General features: G+C 41.0%; 23 protein-coding genes. 17 read left to right on the forward strand and 6 right to left on the reverse strand.

Annotated features, from left to right (window positions below; translation table 11 throughout):
- Positions 1-33: 33 nt before the first annotated feature.
- The 7 genes from BV214_RS08590 to BV214_RS16765 all read left to right on the forward strand — a co-directional run bounded on the left by BV214_RS08590 (position 34) and on the right by BV214_RS16765 (position 5,759).
- Positions 34-648 (forward strand): anthranilate synthase component II, encoded by a 615-nt coding sequence (locus tag BV214_RS08590; protein ID WP_086477094.1) that lies wholly within the window; start codon positions 34-36, stop codon positions 646-648.
- Positions 649-760: 112 nt separating this feature from the next.
- A complete protein-coding gene (gene trpD, locus BV214_RS08595; RefSeq protein WP_086477095.1) occupies positions 761-1,756 on the forward strand; it encodes an anthranilate phosphoribosyltransferase in 996 nt (331 codons plus the stop codon).
- A 31-nt stretch (positions 1,757-1,787) separates the two neighbouring features.
- Entirely contained in the window at positions 1,788-2,573 is a 786-nt protein-coding gene (gene trpC / locus BV214_RS08600) for an indole-3-glycerol phosphate synthase TrpC (RefSeq protein WP_086477096.1), read from the forward strand.
- A complete protein-coding gene (locus BV214_RS08605; protein ID WP_086477097.1) occupies positions 2,570-3,217 on the forward strand; it encodes a phosphoribosylanthranilate isomerase in 648 nt (215 codons plus the stop codon). The genes trpC and BV214_RS08605 overlap by 4 nt, the downstream gene beginning before the upstream one ends.
- Positions 3,218-3,274: 57 nt before the next feature.
- On the forward strand, positions 3,275-4,456 hold the full coding sequence (gene trpB / locus BV214_RS08610) for a tryptophan synthase subunit beta (RefSeq protein ID WP_086477098.1): 1,182 nt from the start codon (positions 3,275-3,277) through the stop codon (positions 4,454-4,456).
- A gap of 50 nt (positions 4,457-4,506) precedes the next feature.
- The gene (gene trpA, locus BV214_RS08615) at positions 4,507-5,271 is read left to right on the forward strand and encodes a tryptophan synthase subunit alpha (RefSeq protein WP_086477099.1); all 765 of its coding nucleotides are present in this window, start codon (positions 4,507-4,509) and stop codon (positions 5,269-5,271) included.
- 344 nt (positions 5,272-5,615) lie between these two features.
- The gene (locus BV214_RS16765; protein WP_176328484.1) at positions 5,616-5,759 is read left to right on the forward strand and encodes a hypothetical protein; all 144 of its coding nucleotides are present in this window, start codon (positions 5,616-5,618) and stop codon (positions 5,757-5,759) included.
- A 54-nt stretch (positions 5,760-5,813) separates the two neighbouring features.
- Here BV214_RS16765 and BV214_RS08625 read toward each other — a convergent pair whose 3' ends face one another.
- Positions 5,814-6,533 (reverse strand): uracil-DNA glycosylase family protein, encoded by a 720-nt coding sequence (locus BV214_RS08625; protein WP_245806764.1) that lies wholly within the window; start codon positions 6,531-6,533, stop codon positions 5,814-5,816.
- A 357-nt stretch (positions 6,534-6,890) separates the two neighbouring features.
- Here BV214_RS08625 and BV214_RS08630 point away from each other — a divergent pair, with 357 nt between their 5' ends.
- Complete coding sequence (locus BV214_RS08630) at positions 6,891-7,019, forward strand: 30S ribosomal protein THX (RefSeq protein ID WP_086477102.1); 129 nt, start codon at positions 6,891-6,893, stop codon at positions 7,017-7,019.
- A gap of 250 nt (positions 7,020-7,269) precedes the next feature.
- Here the strand turns inward: BV214_RS08630 and yaaA are convergent, their stop codons facing one another.
- From yaaA to BV214_RS08645, 3 genes are all read right to left on the reverse strand, one after another.
- Positions 7,270-8,031, reverse strand: a complete 762-nt coding sequence (gene yaaA / locus BV214_RS08635) for a peroxide stress protein YaaA (RefSeq protein WP_086477103.1) — start codon at positions 8,029-8,031, stop codon at positions 7,270-7,272.
- Between the two features lie 86 nt (positions 8,032-8,117).
- On the reverse strand, positions 8,118-9,149 hold the full coding sequence (locus BV214_RS08640; RefSeq protein WP_086477104.1) for an RluA family pseudouridine synthase: 1,032 nt from the start codon (positions 9,147-9,149) through the stop codon (positions 8,118-8,120).
- A 2-nt stretch (positions 9,150-9,151) separates the two neighbouring features.
- Entirely contained in the window at positions 9,152-9,739 is a 588-nt protein-coding gene (locus BV214_RS08645; RefSeq protein WP_086477105.1) for a PASTA domain-containing protein, read from the reverse strand.
- A gap of 186 nt (positions 9,740-9,925) precedes the next feature.
- Between BV214_RS08645 and BV214_RS08650 the strand changes: the two genes are divergently transcribed.
- The 5 genes from BV214_RS08650 (at position 9,926) to BV214_RS08670 (ending at position 15,751) form a co-directional block, all read left to right on the forward strand.
- Positions 9,926-10,909, forward strand: coding sequence for a D-alanine--D-alanine ligase (locus BV214_RS08650; RefSeq protein WP_086477106.1), 984 nt, complete (start codon positions 9,926-9,928; stop codon positions 10,907-10,909).
- 94 nt (positions 10,910-11,003) lie between these two features.
- The gene (coaD, locus tag BV214_RS08655; protein WP_086477107.1) at positions 11,004-11,462 is read left to right on the forward strand and encodes a pantetheine-phosphate adenylyltransferase; all 459 of its coding nucleotides are present in this window, start codon (positions 11,004-11,006) and stop codon (positions 11,460-11,462) included.
- 170 nt (positions 11,463-11,632) lie between these two features.
- On the forward strand, positions 11,633-13,483 hold the full coding sequence (locus BV214_RS08660) for a PAS domain-containing sensor histidine kinase (protein ID WP_086477108.1): 1,851 nt from the start codon (positions 11,633-11,635) through the stop codon (positions 13,481-13,483).
- On the forward strand, positions 13,470-13,880 hold the full coding sequence (locus BV214_RS08665) for a response regulator (protein WP_086477109.1): 411 nt from the start codon (positions 13,470-13,472) through the stop codon (positions 13,878-13,880). Before BV214_RS08660 ends, BV214_RS08665 begins: the two co-directional genes overlap by 14 nt.
- Positions 13,881-14,005: 125 nt before the next feature.
- Positions 14,006-15,751: a M14 family metallopeptidase gene (locus BV214_RS08670; RefSeq protein WP_086477110.1), complete on the forward strand. Its 1,746-nt coding sequence runs from the start codon at positions 14,006-14,008 to the stop codon at positions 15,749-15,751.
- On the opposite strand, the gene BV214_RS08675 is transcribed toward BV214_RS08670, so the two are convergent.
- Positions 15,752-16,339, reverse strand: a complete 588-nt coding sequence (locus BV214_RS08675) for an NUDIX hydrolase (RefSeq protein ID WP_086477111.1) — start codon at positions 16,337-16,339, stop codon at positions 15,752-15,754. It abuts the gene before it with no gap.
- Between the two features lie 7 nt (positions 16,340-16,346).
- On the opposite strand from BV214_RS08675, the gene pyrE reads away from it, so the two are divergent.
- Together pyrE and BV214_RS08685 are read left to right on the forward strand one after the other, a co-directional pair.
- Positions 16,347-16,988: an orotate phosphoribosyltransferase gene (gene pyrE / locus BV214_RS08680; protein ID WP_086477112.1), complete on the forward strand. Its 642-nt coding sequence runs from the start codon at positions 16,347-16,349 to the stop codon at positions 16,986-16,988.
- Between the two features lie 3 nt (positions 16,989-16,991).
- Positions 16,992-17,384 carry an orotate phosphoribosyltransferase gene (locus BV214_RS08685; RefSeq protein ID WP_086477113.1) on the forward strand — a complete coding sequence of 131 codons (393 nt, stop codon included), beginning with the start codon at positions 16,992-16,994 and terminating at the stop codon, positions 17,382-17,384.
- A gap of 159 nt (positions 17,385-17,543) precedes the next feature.
- Here the strand turns inward: BV214_RS08685 and BV214_RS08690 are convergent, their stop codons facing one another.
- Positions 17,544-18,275, reverse strand: coding sequence for a biotin--[acetyl-CoA-carboxylase] ligase (locus BV214_RS08690; RefSeq protein ID WP_086477114.1), 732 nt, complete (start codon positions 18,273-18,275; stop codon positions 17,544-17,546).
- Between the two features lie 91 nt (positions 18,276-18,366).
- On the opposite strand from BV214_RS08690, the gene rsfS reads away from it, so the two are divergent.
- Together rsfS and ftsH are read left to right on the forward strand one after the other, a co-directional pair.
- On the forward strand, positions 18,367-18,744 hold the full coding sequence (rsfS, locus tag BV214_RS08695; protein ID WP_086477115.1) for a ribosome silencing factor: 378 nt from the start codon (positions 18,367-18,369) through the stop codon (positions 18,742-18,744).
- 9 nt (positions 18,745-18,753) lie between these two features.
- Positions 18,754-20,814 carry an ATP-dependent zinc metalloprotease FtsH gene (ftsH, locus tag BV214_RS08700; protein WP_086477116.1) on the forward strand — a complete coding sequence of 687 codons (2,061 nt, stop codon included), beginning with the start codon at positions 18,754-18,756 and terminating at the stop codon, positions 20,812-20,814.
- Positions 20,815-20,871: the final 57 nt, after the last annotated feature.

The raw sequence follows: 20,871 nt of genomic DNA on the forward strand, positions 1-20,871 counted from the left end.
AACAAATTAGAAACAGCGCAATATTAGATACACATGGATAAACAGCAACCAAAAAAGAACACCAGCTCCTCCCAAGAGAATTCTAAAGGGGCCATCCTGGTCATAGACAATTACGATAGCTTCACTTATAATCTAGTACATTATCTGGAAGACTTGGACTGTGAAGTGGTAGTAAAAAGGAATGACCAAATTAGCCTGGAGGAAGTGGATGCCTTTCAGAAGATTGTGTTGTCCCCTGGTCCGGGCATTCCGGACGAAGCCGGATTGCTAAAGCCAATCATAGCCAAATACGCCCCTTCTAAGAGTATCTTTGGCGTGTGTTTGGGACAACAGGCTATTGCCGAGGTCTTTGGTGGTAGTATTGTTAATTTGGATCAGGTATATCACGGGGTGTCCACAAAAATCACCCTCGTTGGAGAGGATGCTTTATTTGCCGGATTACCAAAAGAGCTAGAAGTAGGACGCTACCATTCATGGGTAGTAGATCCAAAACTTCCAGAGGTCTTGGTGGCTACCTCCTTTGATGAAAATGGACAGGTAATGTCTTTACGCCACACCCATTATGACGTTAGTGCAGTACAGTTTCATCCAGAATCGGTTTTGACCCCCAAGGGAAAAGAGATCCTGAAAAACTGGGTCAGAAACTAGTGAGTAGTGAGTAGTGAGTAGTGAGTAGTGAGTAAAACATAAAATAATAGTAGGACAGACGGCTACCCCACCCTAAATTAGATAGTCCTAGCCCTTAAATAGAAAGTAAAAAATGAAAGATATATTAAACAGCTTAATCAACCACGATGTACTTCCCAAAGAAGTTGCCAAACAGGTCCTGGTGAACATAGCCAAAGGCGAATACAACACCAGTCAGATTGCAGCCTTTTTAACTGTGTACATGATGCGAAGTGTCACTATTGAGGAATTGGAAGGCTTTAGGGACGCCCTATTGGAACTCTGTGTATCGGTAGACCTATCGCAATACAACCCGGTTGACCTATGCGGTACAGGCGGAGATGGGAAAGACACGTTTAACATTTCCACCTTGGCTAGTTTTGTAACTGCAGGTGCAGGGATACATGTCACCAAACATGGTAACTACGGAGTTTCCTCTAAATGTGGCAGCAGTAATGTAATGGAACACCTAGGGATCAAATTCAGCAATGACCCTGCGTTTTTAGAGAAATGTATAGCGGAGAGCGGTATCTGCGTACTACACGCCCCCCTATTTCATCCCGCTATGAAAAACGTAGCCCCTATCCGAAAAGAGTTGGCGGTAAAAACCTTTTTTAATATGCTGGGGCCAATGGTGAATCCGGCTTTTCCAAAAAATCAAATGGTAGGGGTATTCAATTTGGAACTAGCCCGTATGTATGGGTATCTTTACCAAAAGACGGATAATAATTTTACCGTGTTACATGCCTTGGACGGATATGATGAGATTTCCCTAACCGGCAACACCAAAACCATCACCAACAACTCCGAAGGTATGTTAAAGCCTTCAGATTTTGGAGTGGATATCATTTCCCCTTCCGATATTGTGGGAGGAGACAGCGTGGAGTCATCGGCAAAGGTATTTATGAAAGTATTACAGGGCGAAGGAAGCAGTCCACAAAACAATGTGGTTTGTGCCAATGCCGGTATTGCCATAGCTACCGTAAAGGGCATAGCGCCAAAAGAAGGCTTTGAAATGGCCAAAGAATCACTCCTCAGTGGGAAAGCACTGCAGACCCTTAAAAAATTACAAACCCTTAGCAACCAATAAATATAATACCTGCTTCAATTAAAAATAGACTATGAATATACTGGACAAAATAGTGATCGACAAACGCAAAGAGGTAGCTCTTAAAAAGTCTATTGTTCCCATTTCGCAATTAGAATCTTCCGTTTTGTTTGAAAGACCTACCATTTCCTTGGCTACCAATCTTAGGAAAAGTCAGAGTGGTATTATCGCCGAACACAAGCGCAGATCTCCGTCCAAAGCAGTCATCAATCAGAACCTTAGCGTTGACGAGGTGGCCACTGGCTATGAAAAGGCTGGTGCCTGTGGCATGTCGGTTTTAACCGATGGTAAATACTTTGGGGGATCAATGGACGACCTATTGTTGGCCAGAGCCTCTGCAAACCTGCCTTTGTTGCGCAAGGAGTTTATATTGGAGGAATATCAACTATTGGAAGCCAAGGCTTACGGAGCCGATGTTATCCTATTAATCGCCTCAATTTTAACCAAAGAGGAAATTAAATCCCTGTCCCAATTTGCCCAAAGTCTGTCTTTGGAAGTGCTCCTAGAGGTTCACAATGAAGAGGAACTCCATAAATCCATTATGCCTAGTTTGGACCTATTTGGTGTTAACAATAGAAATCTAAAAACCTTCGAGGTAAGTTTAGAGACCAGCAAAGCCCTCTCTACCCTTATTCCAGACGATTTTGTAAAAGTCTCTGAAAGCGGTATCAGTTCTGTAGAAGCCATAAAAGAGTTACAGCCCTATGGGTACCAAGGGTTTTTAATAGGGGAGAATTTCATGAAAACGGATAATCCCGGAGAAAGCGCTACCCAATTTATAAAACAGCTAACGTCATGAAACTGAAAGTGTGCGGTATGAAATACCCGGATAATATGCTGGAAGTGGCCAAGCTTCAGCCCCACTACCTGGGATTTATTTTTTGGGAGCCCTCTAGCCGTTTTCTAAAGGCGGCACCCACCAAACTACCCGACACCATTAAAAAGGTTGGTGTTTTTGTGGATGCCACCTTGGAGGAAATCACCACCAAAGTAAATCAATATCAACTGCAGGCAGTGCAATTGCACGGTAAGGAAAGCCCCGCATTTTGCAAAAATTTAAGGAAAATAGAACTAGACCACCCCGACCAGAAATTGGAGATTATAAAAGTTTTCTCCATTAAGGACAACTTTGATTTTGGGCAGTTGGAACCCTATGAAGAGGTGGCCGATTATTTTCTGTTCGACACCAAAGGGAAACTTCCCGGAGGTAATGGCTATGCTTTTAGCTGGGAAGTCTTAAGGGACTACCCCTCTCAAAAGCCGTACTTTTTAAGCGGGGGAATAGGCCTAGAAGAAACAGAAAAAATTAAAGAGTTTCTACAAAGGCCAGAATCCAAATATTGCTACGCCATAGATGTAAACAGTAGGTTTGAAACAGAACCGGGATTAAAAGAAGTAGAAAAAATAAAAGAGTTTAAAAAGAGAGTAATGGGTAGTCAGTAGAATCTCAATACTCAATACTATGTACTCAATACTTTGTACTAAACACTATAACAAATCATGAATTATAACGTAGACGAAAAAGGATATTACGGTGAATTTGGTGGGGCCTTTATACCGGAAATGCTGTATCCCAATGTGGAGAATTTAAGGCAACAATATTTAAAGGTAATGGAAGAGCCCTCCTTTAAGGCGGAGTTTGATCAATTACTGAAAAATTATGTGGGAAGGCCCTCCCCCCTTTACTTTGCCAAGCGCCTTTCTGAAAAATACAATACAAAAATCTACCTAAAACGGGAAGACCTCAACCATACTGGAGCACATAAAGTAAACAATACCATTGGTCAGATCTTAATGGCCAAGCGTTTGGGCAAAACTAGAATTATTGCTGAGACAGGTGCCGGACAACATGGGGTGGCTACCGCTACCGTTTGCGCCCTTATGGGCATGGAGTGCATTGTGTATATGGGCGAGATCGATATTGCTCGCCAGGCCCCCAATGTAGCCCGAATGAAAATGCTGGGCGCCCAGGTAAGGCCCGCCCTATCAGGAAGTAAAACACTTAAGGATGCTACCAATGAGGCTATTCGGGATTGGATCAATAATCCCGTAGACACCCACTATATTATTGGTTCTGCCATTGGCCCCCACCCCTACCCGGATATGGTCACCAGATTCCAGTCTATTATCTCCGAAGAGATTAAATGGCAGCTAAAAGAACAGGAAGGCAGGGAAAACCCAGATTACGTTGTGGCCTGCGTTGGCGGGGGTAGTAATGCGGCCGGCACCTTTTATCATTTTTTGAATGAAGAAGAAGTGGGCATTATTGCCGTAGAAGCTGCAGGAAAAGGAGTGGAAAGCGGCGAAAGTGCTGCCACCTCAGTACTGGGAAAAGAAGGGATTATCCATGGATGCAAAACCCTATTGATGCAAACACCCGATGGACAAATTACAGAGCCCTACTCTATTTCAGCTGGTTTAGACTACCCAGGGGTTGGCCCCATGCACGCCCACTTGTACAAAACCGGAAGAGCAGAGTTTATTCCGGTAACGGATGATGCCGCTATGCAGTCTGGTATGGAACTCTGCAAATTAGAAGGTATTATCCCCGCCATTGAGTCGTCCCACGCACTTGCCATTCTAAAAACAAGATCGTTTAAGCCAACGGATGTGGTGGTTCTTAACCTATCTGGCCGTGGGGATAAGGATTTAAACACCTATATAAAATACTTTGAGCTATAAGCATGCACTCTTACTCCCGTCATTGGCGGGAATCCTAAAAGACTATTGGAATGAACAGAATACAACAGAAATTAAAATCGGATAAAAAATTATTCTCCATCTATTTTACGGCAGGATACCCCAATTTAAACGATACAGTACAGATTATCCAGGACTTGGAAAGCAGTGGGGTAGATATGATAGAAATTGGATTGCCCTTTAGCGATCCCTTGGCCGATGGCCCCACTATACAGGCCAGTTCTACCCAAGCCTTGAAAAATGGGATGACTACTGCCGTTCTATTTGATCAATTAAGGGACATAAGAAGCTCGGTGAACATTCCCCTAATCATTATGGGCTATTTTAATCCTATTCTGCAGTATGGAGTGGAAGCATTTTGCAAAAAATGCCAAGAAGTGGGAATAGACGGACTCATTTTACCCGATTTACCATTGGATAAATATCAGGAAGAATATGAGGCGCTATTTAGAAAATATGGATTGCTCCCCATTTTCCTGATTACCCCCCAGACCAGTGAGGCGCGAATAGCACAAATAGATGAGGCTTCGGATGGCTTTATTTATATGGTGAGTTCGGCCAGTGTTACCGGATCCTCCAATGGATTTGGAAATGAACAAGAGTCCTATTTTAAAAGAATTGCCGAGATGCAATTGAAAACACCTCAGGTAATAGGATTTGGAATCAGCGATTCCAAGACTTTCCAGCAGGCTACCAAGTGGGCAAAAGGGGCCATTATTGGATCGGCTTTTATAAAATATATTACCAAAAATGGTACCGGTAACGTTCGGGAATTTGTAGAACAAATCATTAGATAGGCTTGAAAGAACTACTTAACAATTACAAGCTAATAGCCTTATTATGTTTAACCCTGGGCCTGGCACCCTATTTTCCACAACCACATCTCTTTGGTAAATTGCAATGGATTATGGGAGGCGCCAAGGGAATGCAGCCCATGGATTGGTTTGACCTTGTTTTTCATGGGTTTCCCTTTCTCCTAGCATTGAGACTGCTGCTTATAAAGCTCAGGGAAAAGCGCAGGTGAAAATCTGATTAACCCCTTGTCCACTTAACATTTCCTAACAAAGGTTTAAAAATCCTTTAACGGAGATTTTACTGAAATTTTGGTAGTTTAAGTGTGAACCTTAAAAAACTAAATGACATGGGAATTATAAATGACAAGAGAAAGTTTAAAAGAAAAGAAGAACAACATAACCCGACCAATCCTACTGGGAATACCAATATAGATACCAATAAATTCGACATTGAGGAGAAGACGATAAAGAAGCAACAGAACAAACATTAATTTATCCACACCCAAGACATCTAAATCCAAAGAGGGTGTGAAGTATGGTTGGAGCTAAAAAAACTCCCGATATTGAATAACCCTGAAATCTAACGTATTGATTTCAGGGTTATTTAATTTCATCCTCTTATAGGCTTCCATACTCCCTACTGCCCTATTAGCCGCTCCAGAAGGTGCTGTTAAGGATACGGTTCTGATTAACCTGCCACTCTTGCCATCCATAGCTGGATTGCTATAGGGTTGGGGCAGCGCAAATTGATGGATGCGGGGTATGCGACTGGAAACCTGGCGTAGCTGTACCCCAAACTCCTTAATATACTTTCTGAATAAGTACTCGGGGCCATTTTTACTGTTTCCTCCGGTGAACAATAGCGTGTTGATCTTAGGATATTGCTGAAGATATTTAAACATATCTCGAAATTCGATACTTTGCAATCCGAGATCTGAGGCATCTACTCTAACTCTTTCGGCACTTTTTACTATATCACAGATTCCAATTTGTCTGTCCAGTAAAAATTGCTTTCGTTCTTGTATGGCCAGCTCCGTTTCCTTATAGGAGAGCTTAAGTCCAAAAATCCGATCTAATATAGGCCACAATTGTCCGTCCCTGCTTCCATAACAAAAGTTAACGTCGCCTTCCTTTAATTCCCCGGTGGTAAACCTGGGAGGAGGTAGGGTCCCAACAATAAGCTTGGTTGCCTCTGGAAACAAAAAGGGAGGATATGGATGGGTATGTAAAAATGTTTTAGCTCTCAAAACAAGTTTAGTTTTCAATTAAAATTCACTTAAGGAGGTGCTCCTTGTAGAAACAGCCTTCCCGTTAGGGCTTCCATTTCTATGTTAGTGCCCTCATCACCCTAAAAATATAAGAATTTTTAGGGATCTTATATTTAAAAATCAACTTCCTTTATTTGTCACTCTTACTTTTGAGCATAAAGGAGAACAAACCTAGGGATCTTCGGGATCGGCTCTTGAATATTCCACAAACTTAGCACTTAAGCCCAAGGGGGTACAATGGAAAAATAACTTATATTAAGGGAAAATTGGGATAAAAGGGTGCCATTTAGGAAGAAAGGCCCCTACCTTTACAAAACAGGAACACAAAAGATTATTAATTAAAAATGAGTCACTATGGGAAAAGGAGATAAGAAATCTAAAAGAGGTAAAATAATCAACGGTACTTATGGTACTCGGCGGAAACGTAAGATTAAAAGAAGACCAAGTATAGAGGAAAAAATAAATGTGGAGAAGAAGAAGTAATCCTAAAAAACGGACGCGCTTCCCATCTTCCTACCAACATCCTCACCAGTAAACGTTTTGGGAAAAGGGTGGATGCCACTGCAATCCCACCAAATGTTGGGTCTCCCCACCAGGCCCTTATACTCAAAAACGAAATCTACTGCCCCTATACCCTCCTAAACAGGGGTGTAGATTGTTTTCTATATCAATCATTATATTATTAGGATAGGAATGCCTTAACTACCGGGAGCCATTAGCATGTAGGGCACTACTACCTGATAAAGACAGGCTGATCTTCCCTTAAGGTGTGCTCTTTGCTGAACAAATAGCCATCCCTGTCAAAACCTAGGACGTCTTCCAGGGATTGGGCGTTAGATTCTAAAAGGTAACGCACCATGGAGCCCCTAGCTTTTTTCGCATAAAAACTGATCACCTTTAAATTGTCATTTTTCCAATCCTTGAAGATGGGAGTAATCACGGGTACGTTTAAAGCCTTTGGATCTAAAGCGTTAAAATATTCGTTACTGGCCAAATTAATAAACAACTCCCCCTCCTGTAATTCCGTATTCAGATAATCGGTAAGTTGTTTTTTCCAAAATTCGTACAAGTTTTTCTTTCTTCCCACTTTTAAGGATGTTCCCATTTCCAACCTGTAGGGTTGCATTAGGTCTAAAGGTTTAAGAATACCATATAATCCAGATAGTATACGCAACTGCTCTTGCAATTTCATCATTTTTTCTGGAGCTATAGAATAGGCATCCAGCCCCTGATATACGTCGCCTTTAAAGGCATAGACTGCCGGCCTGGCATTATCCGGACTAAAAGGGATGGAAAAAGCTTGGTTACGCTCCCAGTTTAGTTGCGCCAAATTATCCGAAATGCCCATAAGTTCCGAAAGGGCTTTTGGCTTTTTCTTCTTTAGCACCGTATTTAACTTTTGGGCTTCCTCCAAAAATATTGGTTGGGAGAATTCCTTTACTGGTAATTTGGTTTCCAAATCCAGCGTCTTCGCTGGAGATATTACAATCTTCATTCCTTATTATTTTATAAACGTCCTTTAGGTCGCAGCACTTACTGCCTTCCCTAAGTTCTAAAAATATCTAATGTGTCCGTAAAAAGCTATTCAGCCTGATTTTGAGGAGCGTAGCGTCTCCATTTTTCGATACACTGGGCCATATCCTCGGGTAATTCGGAACTAAACCGCATGTATTCCCCCGAAACGGGATGCACAAACCCCAAAGTCTTGGCATGTAGTGCCTGTCTTGGTAGAATTTTAAAGGCATTTTCTACAAACTGCCTGTACTTGGTAAATGTGGTACCCTTCAATATTTTTTCCCCACCATACCGCTCATCATTAAATAATGTATGACCAATATATTTTAAATGTACCCTTATTTGATGGGTTCTGCCCGTTTCCAATTTACATGATATTAAGGTCACATAACCTAGTCGCTCCAACACCTTAAAGTGGGTCACAGCTTCCTTGCCTTGGTCCCCTTCAGGAAAAACCGACATTTGCAGTCTGTTCTTTGGATTCCTTGCTATATGGCCTTCTATAGTCCCCTCATCTTCTTCTACATTTCCCCATACCAACGCGATGTATTCGCGTTCGCTGGTTTTTTCGAAAAACTGCTTTGCCAAATGAGTCATGGCCGCCTCCGTTTTAGCCACCACCAATAACCCAGAGGTATCTTTATCTATCCTATGAACAAGCCCTGGGCGGTCATCACTATTTACAGGCAAATTCTCCTGATGATGTAAGAGTGCATTGATTAGCGTCCCAGAATAATTACCGTGACCAGGGTGTACTACCATCCCAGCAGGTTTATTCACCACAATTAGCACCTCATCCTCATAAACAATATCTAAAGGAATATTTTCTGGCGTCAATAAAAACTCGTGTGGTGGATGAGGAAACAATACCCGCACATGATCCCCAGACTTAACCCTATAATTTTGCTTTACCGTACTGCCATTTACCCAAATATGTCCATCTTTTGCAGCCTGTTGAATTTTATTTCTAGTAGCTTTCTCAATAAAATTCATTAAAAATTTATCTACCCTTAGGGGGTCTTGCCCTTTGGATGCAATAAAACTATGATGCTCAAACAAGTCGTCATCATTCATTTCCAAATCGTCCCTCTCTTCCATAATTATTCTGAATCTGACTTAATTTGAGCTCTCTCGGAAATATTACCGTTACCACAAACCAATTCAATCTTGGAGGTTTTTGGCAATTTATCCCCAGGAGCCACATATTTCCCCTTATGCTTTATATGATACACCATATCCTTTCCAAGTTCGTCCACATAGGTTACCCGCTCTACCTCTAAGCCAACCGCCTTGAGCATGGAACTAGCATTTCTTTGGGTAACTTGAATTATATTGGGTATGGTAACTTTTTTATATCCAGACGGATTTACCGTGATATATATTTTTCTCCCCTCCTTAACCTCACTACCCGCTGGCGGATTTTGATCTATAATGGAGAACTTGGGATAAGACGGGTTGTAGTTTGCCGAATCCAACACTGAAAAGCGCAGTCCGGATTTCTCTACCAAGCTCCTGGTTTCCATTACGGAAAGCCCGGACAAATCCGGGACTTCCACAAACTCCCCGTGGTTAGTAGTCAGTTTCAACCAATGCATGGCACCAAATACCAGCAATACCAAAGCCACTAATGCCAGTATTAACTGTATTAAGAATGCCCTGCTAATTAGAAATTTGAAAAAGTTCAGCATAATTTATTTTCTTAAACGACAAAGATAGAAAACCGAATGCTTTTTTCTTTGTTTTGAATGCATGATATTTGCCGAATGATAAGACTGGCCTAAAAACCTAAAAATAACTGACCCTTACCGAAATCCAACGGCAATAAGATAATGGAATTGAACCTCTTATAGTTTGGGAACTTTTAATTTTGAAGGATGAAAAAAAACATTGCCATTATTATGGGTGGCTATTCTAGCGAGTACGAAATCTCCCTGATGAGCGGGGAAGTGGTTTTTCAAAATTTGAACAAGGAGAAATTTAACGCCTATAAAATTCATATTCTTGAGAACAAGTGGGTCTTGGTAGATGATAACCAAGAGGAGCACATGGTAAACAAGCACAATTTTACCGTAAAATTGGATCAGGAGACCCTTAGTTTTGATTGTGTATTTAATGCCATTCACGGATCTCCGGGCGAAGACGGCATTATGCAAGCCTATTTTCATCTCTTGGGCATCCCACACACTTCCTGTGATTACTATCAGGCAGCCCTAACTTTTAACAAGCGGGATCTTCTAAGTGTACTAAAACCCTACGGAATAAAATCGGCCACCTCTTATTACCTCAACCAAGGCGACCCCATTAAACACGACAAAATAATAGATACGGTGGGACTTCCCTGTTTCGTAAAAGCCAACAAAGCCGGTTCTAGCTTTGGCATTACCAAGGTATACAGCAAGGAAGAACTGCCAGAAGCCATAGAAAAAGCTTTTATGGAAGACGATGAGATTCTTATAGAATCTTTTTTAGACGGTACCGAAGTCTCGGTAGGGGTTATCCAATACAAAGGGAAAACCACGGTACTACCCATCACAGAGATTGTATCCGAAAATGATTTCTTTGATTATTCGGCAAAATACAAGGGTGAAGCCCAAGAAATTACGCCTGCTAGAATCTCAAAAATACAAGAAGAAAAAGTGGTGCATATTGCCAAACTGGCTTATGACACCCTAAAATTGAAGGGATACTCTAGAAGTGAGTTTATTTTTGTAGGTGACGAGCCTTATATGTTAGAGATGAACACCACGCCTGGATTGACGAACGAAAGTATCTTACCCCAACAGGCCGCTGCCGCTGGCATTTCACTTTCAGAACTCTTTGAAAGTGCCATTTGGCAAGCTTTGAAAGAAATTAAGTAACTTTGCGGCATAAAACCAATATAAAGAGTTTGCCCTACAGGATGATTCAACCTAATTTCCCAACCTATTATAGAGGCATTACTAATCCATAAAAATGAAAAAACGCGCTATTTTTCCAGGATCCTTTGACCCTGTTACCTTGGGACATTATGATATTATTAAACGGGGTATTACCCTTTTTGATGAGCTGATCATTGCCATTGGGGTAAATACAGATAAAAATTATATGTTTTCCCTGGAAGAACGCAAACGATTTATTTCCGAAGCATTTAAGGACGAACCTAAAATTAGCGTCCAAACCTACCAAGGACTTACTGTTGATTTCTGCAAAAAAGTGGATGCAGAATTTATTTTAAGAGGACTTAGAAACCCCGGGGACTTCGAATTTGAAAAGGCCATAGCCCATACCAATCGTAAGCTCTCTGAAATTGAGACTGTTTTCTTACTTACATCATCAGGAAAATCGTATATTAGTTCTTCTATTGTAAGGGATGTAATTCGTAATGGCGGGGATTATACCGGCTTGGTGCCCAGTTCCGTACGCGTGCAATAAAATTTAAGAATTTTGACCACTCGGAAATATGGCAATAAGCATCCTAATGAGCAACATTCAGGGATCATCTTCCTCCCATTCAAAGTCTTACACCACCATAATAGGGGCATTCACAACAAATACTACCATTATTAGAAGAAAAAAAATAATATTGCAATAAATTAGATTTAATGCTTAAGAACAATCCAGTCATCTCTAATCAATTTCTGATAAAACAGCTACCCCAAGCCACTGCGTTTATAGATAGGGAATGTAAGGTTGTTTTTGCCTCGGACAAATGGGTAGAAGAGTTTAATTTCCCACCCTGTAATTATAAGCATAAAAAAATTCAGGATCTCTTAGGCTGGGAAAGCACGCAATGGACCAATAGTGTTCTAGGATGCATCAAAGGAAAGAGAGCTGAAAGTTTTAAGGAGCGCTATACCGATAAGAACGCAGGAACAAAGTGGTACCAATGGGAGATCTTCCCCTGGTATGATGAAGCCGAAAACGTGATTGGCGCTATTGTCCAAGCAGAGGACATTACCCAAACGGAACAAAAGGAGCAACAGTTAAACCGACTCCAATTTATCCTAAAAGAGACCGAGGAAAAAGGAAAAATAGGAAACTGGGAATACCACCAGGAACAAGATATTTTCACCTCCTGCCCTATGATTCTAACTTTGCTGGAGATAGAAGACAACACTGGCCTCACCCTAGACAACTATATAGATTTTCATAAAATAGGATACGATCGCAACACCATTTCCATGGCCATTTACTCCGCCATGGAAAAGAAAACCTCCTGGAACGAAAAATTACAGATCACAACCGCCAAAGGAAATCAGAAATGGGTAAATGTTTCAGGGAAACCCCTGTACCAAAATGGTGTTTATATAGGATTGATAGGTATTGTACAGGACATTACAGATTATGTCCTAAAGGAACATCAAACTAAAAACAACGAACACCTCCTAAAAACCCTTATCAACAATTTACCGATACGCATTTACATAAAGGATACCGAATCCAAAAAAATATTAGCCAACCGATCAGAATTGGATCATTGCGGAATAGCCCACGAAGCGGATATTATTGGCAAGGACGATTTTGATATTTACGACAAAGAAACAGCAGAACAAAGCAGGGAAGAGGATTTAGAGGTCATGATTTCACAAATTCCCATGATCCACAAGGAATTTAGCCAACAAAATCCGGATGGGACCAGTAATTACTACCTCAGTTCCAAAATCCCATTAAAAGGCACAAACGGGGAGACTACCGGATTGGTAGGTATTACCATGGATATTTCCCATATAAAGCAAAAGGAAAAGGAATTAAAAAGACTTATACACGTTACCTCCCAACAAAACAAAAAGCTGGTCAATTTTGCATATATCGTTTCCCATAACCTACGATCGCACTCGGCCAATTTCTCTATGTTACTAGATTTTCTTACAGAGGAAGAAGATCAGGAAGAGCGCGAAAACATTATCCGTATGTTAACGGATGCCTCTAACAACCTAATGGAAACTCTCCACAATTTAAATGACATAGTGGCCATTAACACAGAGGCTAATAACAGTAAAAAAGAGGTAGTACTACACAAAACACTTAACAGCGTTCTAGAAAAACTAAACCCTAGCTTAGACGAACACAAGGCTACCGTTGTTACTGAGATTCCGATGGAGACGCGTATTAACGTTATCCCATCCTATCTGGAAAGTATAATAACCGAACTAATTACCAACGCCATTAAATACCGGAAGCCCGATGTGCCTCCCATTATAAACATCAGCTTACACCACGTTCCAAATTATACGGTTCTGCGGATAGAGGATAATGGTTTAGGGATAGACATGAAGAAGCACAGCAAAAAATTGTTTGGGATGTACAAAACCTTCCATAGCAATACAGAGGCCAAAGGAATGGGGTTATACATCGTAAAAAATCAGATCGAGACCATGGAAGGAAAAGTAAATGCCCAAAGCGAGGTTGGGGTTGGTACCACTATAAATTTATATTTCAATGAGGAAAATTAATTCGATATTCATTGTAGACGATGATCCTATCACCGTATACGGAATTAAAAAATTACTGAATGCAGTGGTAGATTGCGATCAAATTTTGGAATTCCCAAATGGTCAACTGGCCATAAACCACGTACAGAAACTATTGCTGGAGAACAAGGAGCTTCCAGATATTATATTTTTGGATATTAACATGCCAGTAATGGACGGATGGGAGTTTTTGGAAGAATTTATTAAACTACCGGCAAGCAAATCGGTAAACATCAATATTGTTAGTTCTTCCATTGATCAGAACGACAAGGATAAATCCGAAGAATTTAAAACAACCACCCATCACCCAATTGCTTTTAAAAGCAAACCCATACGCAAGGAAGACATTGTGGAAATCACCAATGTGATAACCACTTAACCTTGCCCCAAACTTTGATCGATTGAAATTATAGGATACCCCCGTGCATTGGAGCTAAGCACAAACCTGTTATCAAGCATGGGGACACCTCTTAGACCACCCACTAGAAAAATCAAAGTCATATCATGAAGCCTCTATTAGCGCTTACGGCAATACTCTGCCTCCTATCTTGCAAACCCAAAGAAGAAAGCGAGCCTAAGGAGTTCACCACCGTTTTTGAAAGCAGCAAGGGCGAAGCGACGGCAACCTACCAACAGACCATTGATTTTTACACTACACTAGCCAGGGAATTTCCTGAAATAAACATACGAACCCTAGGCACAACGGACAGTGGCCACCCCCTTCATATAGTGACGTATAACGCCGATGCCCAATTTAATTTTCATAAGATTGGCCAGGAAAAAAGCGTACTTCTCATCAACAATGGCATTCATCCAGGGGAAAGCGATGGTATCGATGCTAGCATGCTATTGTACCGCGACCTGGCACTTAAAAAGATTACCCCTCCAAAACACACGGTTTTAGTCACCATCCCCGTTTACAATATTGGTGGTGCGCTAGCCAGAAACTCCACCTCCAGAGCCAACCAGAACGGCCCAATTTCCTACGGTTTTAGAGGGAATGCAAAAAACTATGACCTTAATCGCGATTTTATTAAGGGCGACACAAAAAACGCCCATACTTTCTTCAATATATTCCACCTGGTAAAACCAGACATATTTATAGACACCCACGTAAGCAATGGGGCCGATTACCAATATACCATCACACATTTATTCACCCAACACAACAAGCTAGATGGTGAATTGGGTAAGTACCTACACCAGGAAATGATGCCCACCTTAGAAGCTTCCTTGAAAAATAACGGCTGGGATATTACCCCTTATGTAAATATATTTAATACCGTGCCCGAAAAGGGTTTTCCCCAATTTATGGACTATCCCCGTTATTCCACCGGGTATACCGCCCTTTGGAATACGCTAGGCCTAATGGTAGAAACCCATATGCTTAAACCTTACAAACAAAGGGTAAAAGGCACCTATGAGTTAATGAAACAGCTATTAGACCTAGCAGAGCGGGATCATCAAAAAATAAAACAATTACGAGAATCCAGCTTTCAGTGGTACCTAGAAAAAACAACCTACCCCCTACAATGGGCAATAGACACCACCCAAAGCAGCGTTTTAAAATTTAAGGGATATGCCGCAGACACTCTTACCAGTGAAGTAACAGGCTTCCCTAGATTAAAATACGACCGGAATAGACCATTCACCAAGGAAGTTCCCTATCACAATTATTATGTCCCCACTAAGGAGGTAGAGATCCCAAAGGCCTATCTAATCAAAAAAGGCTGGGACAACGTAATCAAACTACTAGAAAGCAATCAGATTAATTTTGAAATATTAAAAGAGTCGCGTACGTACCAAGTAGAAAAATACACCATAGAAAGCTACGAGACCTACCAGAGTTCCTATGAGGGCCATTTCCCTCACTACAACACCAAGGCAATAGCCAGTACGGAAAAAATTGAATTCACCCCAGGGGATATTCTAGTTCCTACCAATCAGAAAGGGTTGCGGTATTTACTGGAAACCTTGGAACCGGAGGCCACCGATTCATTTTTTAACTGGAATTTTTTTGATGCCATTCTTCAGCGAAAAGAAGGTTTTTCGCCCTATGTTTTTGAGGACATTGCCCTGCAACTCTTAAAGGAGAACCCAGAATTGAAGGCAGGGTTTTTGTTGAAAAAAGAGCAGGATCCCCAGTTTTCTAGTAATTGGTATGCACAATTAGACTGGATTTACCAACAATCCAAACCATATGACCCCTACCATATGCAATACCCCGTATACCGACTTTTAAAGGATTAACTACTCCTTAAATAAGATCCTAATATTAGCGTAGGAGTTCTCCAATGCCTTTTTAATTTTCTTAGGCCCTTTCCATTTTACTTTTTTTATTCCCTCGCTAGCTTCCCCTACCAATTCGCCCTTGTAATTGGTTCGCATCGCAAACCAGTGAACCTCTTTTAATTTATAGCCGCCATTCCGCTTAAAAATATGGTAGGTAGTCTTTAGAAAATTTTCAATCTTCAGGCCTTTCACTCCAGTCTCCTCCTCAACTTCCCGCAATGCACATTCCTCTATAGTCTCTCCCTTATCCAATTTTCCTTTTGGAAGATCCCATTTACCTTCGCGGTAAATAAATAGGACTTTCCCCTCTTTATTGGTTACTACTCCCCCTGCAGCTACAACAAGTGGTATTTTCTTGGAAAACTTCTTAAGGATTTCTTCTTTATTGGGATGATAAATAAAAGCTTCTTTGAGCTTTTTACTGGACAACGCGCTGATTGCCTCATTAATAGAGGAGGCATTTAACATAAAATACTTGCCGTTAGTATTGTCTGACAATTTATTTGTTAAAATCAACGGTGACTCATTAACAAAAACTTTATACATTTGCGTTATGGTTTTAGACAAAGACACAGCAAAAAAAACGGCCGAACTTCTGTTGCAAATTAATGCAATTAAGTTGAAACCTGAAAATCCTTTTACGTGGGCTTCGGGTTGGAAGTCTCCTATTTATTGTGATAACCGTATCGTACTTTCCTATCCGGTTATTAGAAATTATATGAGGGAGCAAATGGGCAAACAATTAGAAACCCTATATGGTAAACCAGATGTAATTGCCGGGGTAGCCACCGGTGCCATAGGAATTGGAATGTTGGTAGCAGAATACTTAGGACTCCCATTTATCTATGTAAGACCAGAGCCAAAATCCCATGGACGTCAAAATCAAATTGAGGGACATTTGGAACCCAACCAGAATGTGGTTGTCATAGAAGATTTAATAAGCACAGGGAAAAGCAGCCTAAACGCTGTGAAAGCACTGGAGAGCAGTGGCGCCAATGTTAAAGGCATGTTGGCACTATTTACCTACGGGTTCCCAATTGCTACAGAAAATTTTGCGAAAAGCGATGTGGAACTGCACACCTTAAGCGATTACGACCACCTCCTACAGCAGGCCACTGAAACAAATTATATAAAGGAGGAACAATATAAAACACTAATGGAGTGGCGATCTAATCCCGCTACCTGGCAATTATAAGCTATGCATTTAGAGACACCAAAAAGAACCGTAAACAAAAGCAATAAGGAAGTTTTCGATTTTCTGAACGACATAAAGAATTTTGAAACTTTAATGCCCAGCAACATCAGCAAGTTTGAAGTCCTTAATGAGGATCGGTTTTTATTTGCTTTGAAGGGAATGCCGGAAATTGTCCTTCAGAAAAAAGATCAAACCCCCCATTCCCAAGTTGTTCTTGGAGCTGCTAGCGACAAACTTCCTTTCACCTTAACGGCAGATATTACTGAAGTAAGCGACGCTCAGAGTGAGGTAACCCTAAGTTTTGAGGGTGAATTCAATGCCATGATGGCAATGATGATTAAATCGCCCATCACTAATTTTATGGGTACCCTGTCCGAAAATCTAGCCAAGCTTTAAAACTTGAGATAAAAATACCCAGCGAGGGTTGATACTACCGCAGTTTTAAAAGGTGTTTTAACCTAGGAATAGGTAGTTTCAACCCAATTTATTTTCATCACCAAAAGCCTAACTAGAGAAAATGCCCTGCTCAGACTAAAGCCTAGCAACTTGCTTATGCTAGTACATCATCTGCACCTCTTTTAGATCGAACTCCTGCACGCTATCATCCTCTAATTGGATTAACAACTTTCCAGTACGGGACACGCCCTGTATCATCCCCATAAACAATTGGTTCTCCTTATTCTTAAAGGCAGTAGGCATCCCCTTTCTAAAAAGTCGCGCTTCATACTGACTACCCAGCTCCTTAAATTGCCCCTCTTCCAGGAGCTTTAAATATTTTTTTAACTGGTCTATGATTGCCAGAAGCACCTTTTCCAAGTCAAAATCGCGCCCAAATAATAGCTTTAGGGAGGAAACCTTGGGCAGGTTTTGAAAATTTAATTGGTTTACATTGAGTCCGATTCCTATTATACAGCTATGAATTAACTGCCCCGAAAGGATATTTTCTATTAAAATACCGCAAATCTTAGTCCGACCTGACATAATGTCGTTGGGCCATTTAATTCTTAAACTAGGCACTTCCAGTTGGTCTAAGGCAGAATGGATGGCTAAGGAGACACTTATATTGATCCAAAACCGCTGTGCTACCGTCACGCCCTCATACCGCTTCAACACACTAAAGGTCAGGTTCTTACCAGGCTCAGAAATCCAACTAGTGCCCATTTGCCCCCTACCCTTCGTCTGTTTTTCGGTGGTTACAACGGTAAAATCTACAAGTTGTCGATGCTGCATTAAGTCCTTTAAATACGCATTTGTAGATTCCGTGGCACTAAGTTTGATTAACTGCATTTACAATTGTATGTTTATAATATAATGTATTGTTAAAAACAATGCTTAAAAAAACAAAATTATAATAACTTTGTAGAAATAAATTTATTGAATGCAAAAAAGGAAAAGTAGCGTAGATGAGTTAATCGCTTTAATCATAAGTGGCATAGAAGAAGTTAAAGGGCACGATATTAAATTACTAGATCTTAGAGAAATTGAGAACACTGTTTGTGACTACTTTATTATATGCAGCGGTACTTCCAACACCCATGTTAACGCCATAGCGGGCTCTATCCAAAAAATTGTAAGTAAGGCTATACAAGACAAACCATGGCACGTAGAAGGCTCTGATAATGCCGAATGGGTGTTAATGGACTATGTCAACGTTGTGACGCACGTCTTTCAGAAACGGGTTAGAGAATATTATGACATAGAAGGTCTTTGGGGAGACGCCAAGGTAACCTTAGTTGAAAGTAGCTTCAATCAGTAAAAAAGAATAATGGCAAAAGAAAATAATACAGGTCCTAAAAAACCAAAATTTAATACTTGGTGGATATACGGAATTATAGCAGTAATGCTTATTGGGTTTCAATTTTTCGGTAGTGGAAATTTTGCAAACACCAAAAAAGCGACTACCTCAGAACTACATGAATTTCTGAGAAATGGGGACATCAAAAGAATCCTGGTAATCACCAATACCAAACAGGCAAAGGTATTCCTTCATCCAGAGGCACTTAAGAAATCCGTTCACAAAGATGTGTCGGATCCAGCCTTTTCCATGAGTGCTACGGCTACCCCGCAATACACCGTGAATTACGGGGATCAGCAGAATTTTGAGAATGAAATAAAAGCTATTAAAGACGAGAATACCAGCTTGGATACCGAGGTGGTCTACGACCAAGAATCCAATGTATTTGGCGATCTTATTTTTACCCTTTTACCCTTTATCTTAATTATAGGTATTTGGATCTACCTGATGAGACGTATGTCTGGCGGTGCCGGTGGTGGTGCAGGCGGACAGATATTCAACATCGGAAAATCTAAGGCAAAACTTTTTGACGAAAAGACAGACACCAGAACTTCCTTTAAGGACGTTGCTGGTTTGGAAGGCGCTAAGGAAGAAGTGGAAGAAATTGTAGAATTCCTTAAGAATCCTGATAAATACACTTCTCTGGGAGGAAAAATCCCCAAAGGAGCCCTCTTAGTAGGACCTCCAGGAACTGGTAAAACCTTATTGGCCAAGGCCGTTGCAGGAGAAGCCCAAGTTCCTTTCTTTTCCCTTTCTGGATCAGATTTTGTGGAAATGTTCGTAGGGGTGGGCGCCTCTAGGGTTAGGGACTTATTTAAACAAGCAAAGGATAAATCCCCTTCTATTATTTTTATAGATGAGATTGATGCAATTGGTAGGGCCAGAGGAAAGAATAGCCTCACCGGATCTAACGACGAAAGGGAAAATACCCTTAACCAGTTATTGACGGAAATGGACGGTTTTGGCACTAACACCAATGTTATTGTACTTGCCGCTACCAACAGGGCGGATGTTCTGGATAAGGCTTTAATGAGGGCTGGACGATTTGATAGACAGATCTATGTAGACCTTCCAGACATTAGGGAACGAAAAGAGATATTTGAGGTTCATTTAAGACCTATTAAAACCGCGGAAACCTTGGATGTAGACTTCCTAGCGAAGCAGACTCCTGGATTCTCTGGTGCAGATATTGCCAACGTATGTAACGAAGCGGCCTTAATTGCAGCACGTAAAGAAAAGAAAGCGGTTAATAAGCAAGATTTCTTAGACGCTGTAGATAGAATTGTGGGCGGATTAGAGAAAAAGAATAAGATTATTACGCCTAGGGAAAAAGAAACTATTGCATATCACGAGGCCGGACACGCCACCGTAAGCTGGATGCTGGAGCATGCTGCCCCCTTGGTAAAGGTAACTATTGTCCCCAGAGGACAATCTTTAGGAGCCGCCTGGTACCTACCGGAAGAACGTCTAATTGTTAGACCAGATCAAATGAAGGATGAGATGTGTGCCGCCTTAGGAGGCCGAGCCGCAGAAAAGGTAATCTTTGATGAGATCTCTACCGGAGCGCTTAGCGATTTAGAAAAAATCACTAAACAAGCAAGAGCCATGGTAACCGTTTACGGTCTAAACGATAAGATTGGAAACCTCACCTACTACGATTCTTCTGGACAGAATGAGTACGGTTTCACCAAGCCCTATAGTGAGAAAACTGCCCAAGATATTGATTCTGAAATTTCTAAGTTGATAGAGGAACAATACCAAAGAGCTATTAAACTTCTAAGCGAAAACAAGGACAAGCTAAAAGAACTTGCTGAGCGATTATTGGAAAAAGAAGTTATCTTTAAGGACGATTTAGAGAAAATATTTGGGAAACGCCCTTTTGAAAAAGACCAATTATTGGAGGCCGAAGAAGCTGCCGATAAGAATAAAAAGAAGGGCACAGCGGAAACTACGGATACCAATACGATAAAGGACGTAGAAGGAACCGAAGCAGAAGACAAAAACAAGATTGAGCCACAGGCAGAGAAATAAAACCTGTTTTAATCCGTTGTTTTCTTAGAACCGATTGCTAATGAGGCGTTTAAATTT

Source organism: Arenibacter amylolyticus (genome assembly GCF_002150785.1).
In the GTDB taxonomy this organism is placed as follows: Bacteria; Bacteroidota; Bacteroidia; order Flavobacteriales; family Flavobacteriaceae; genus Arenibacter; species Arenibacter amylolyticus.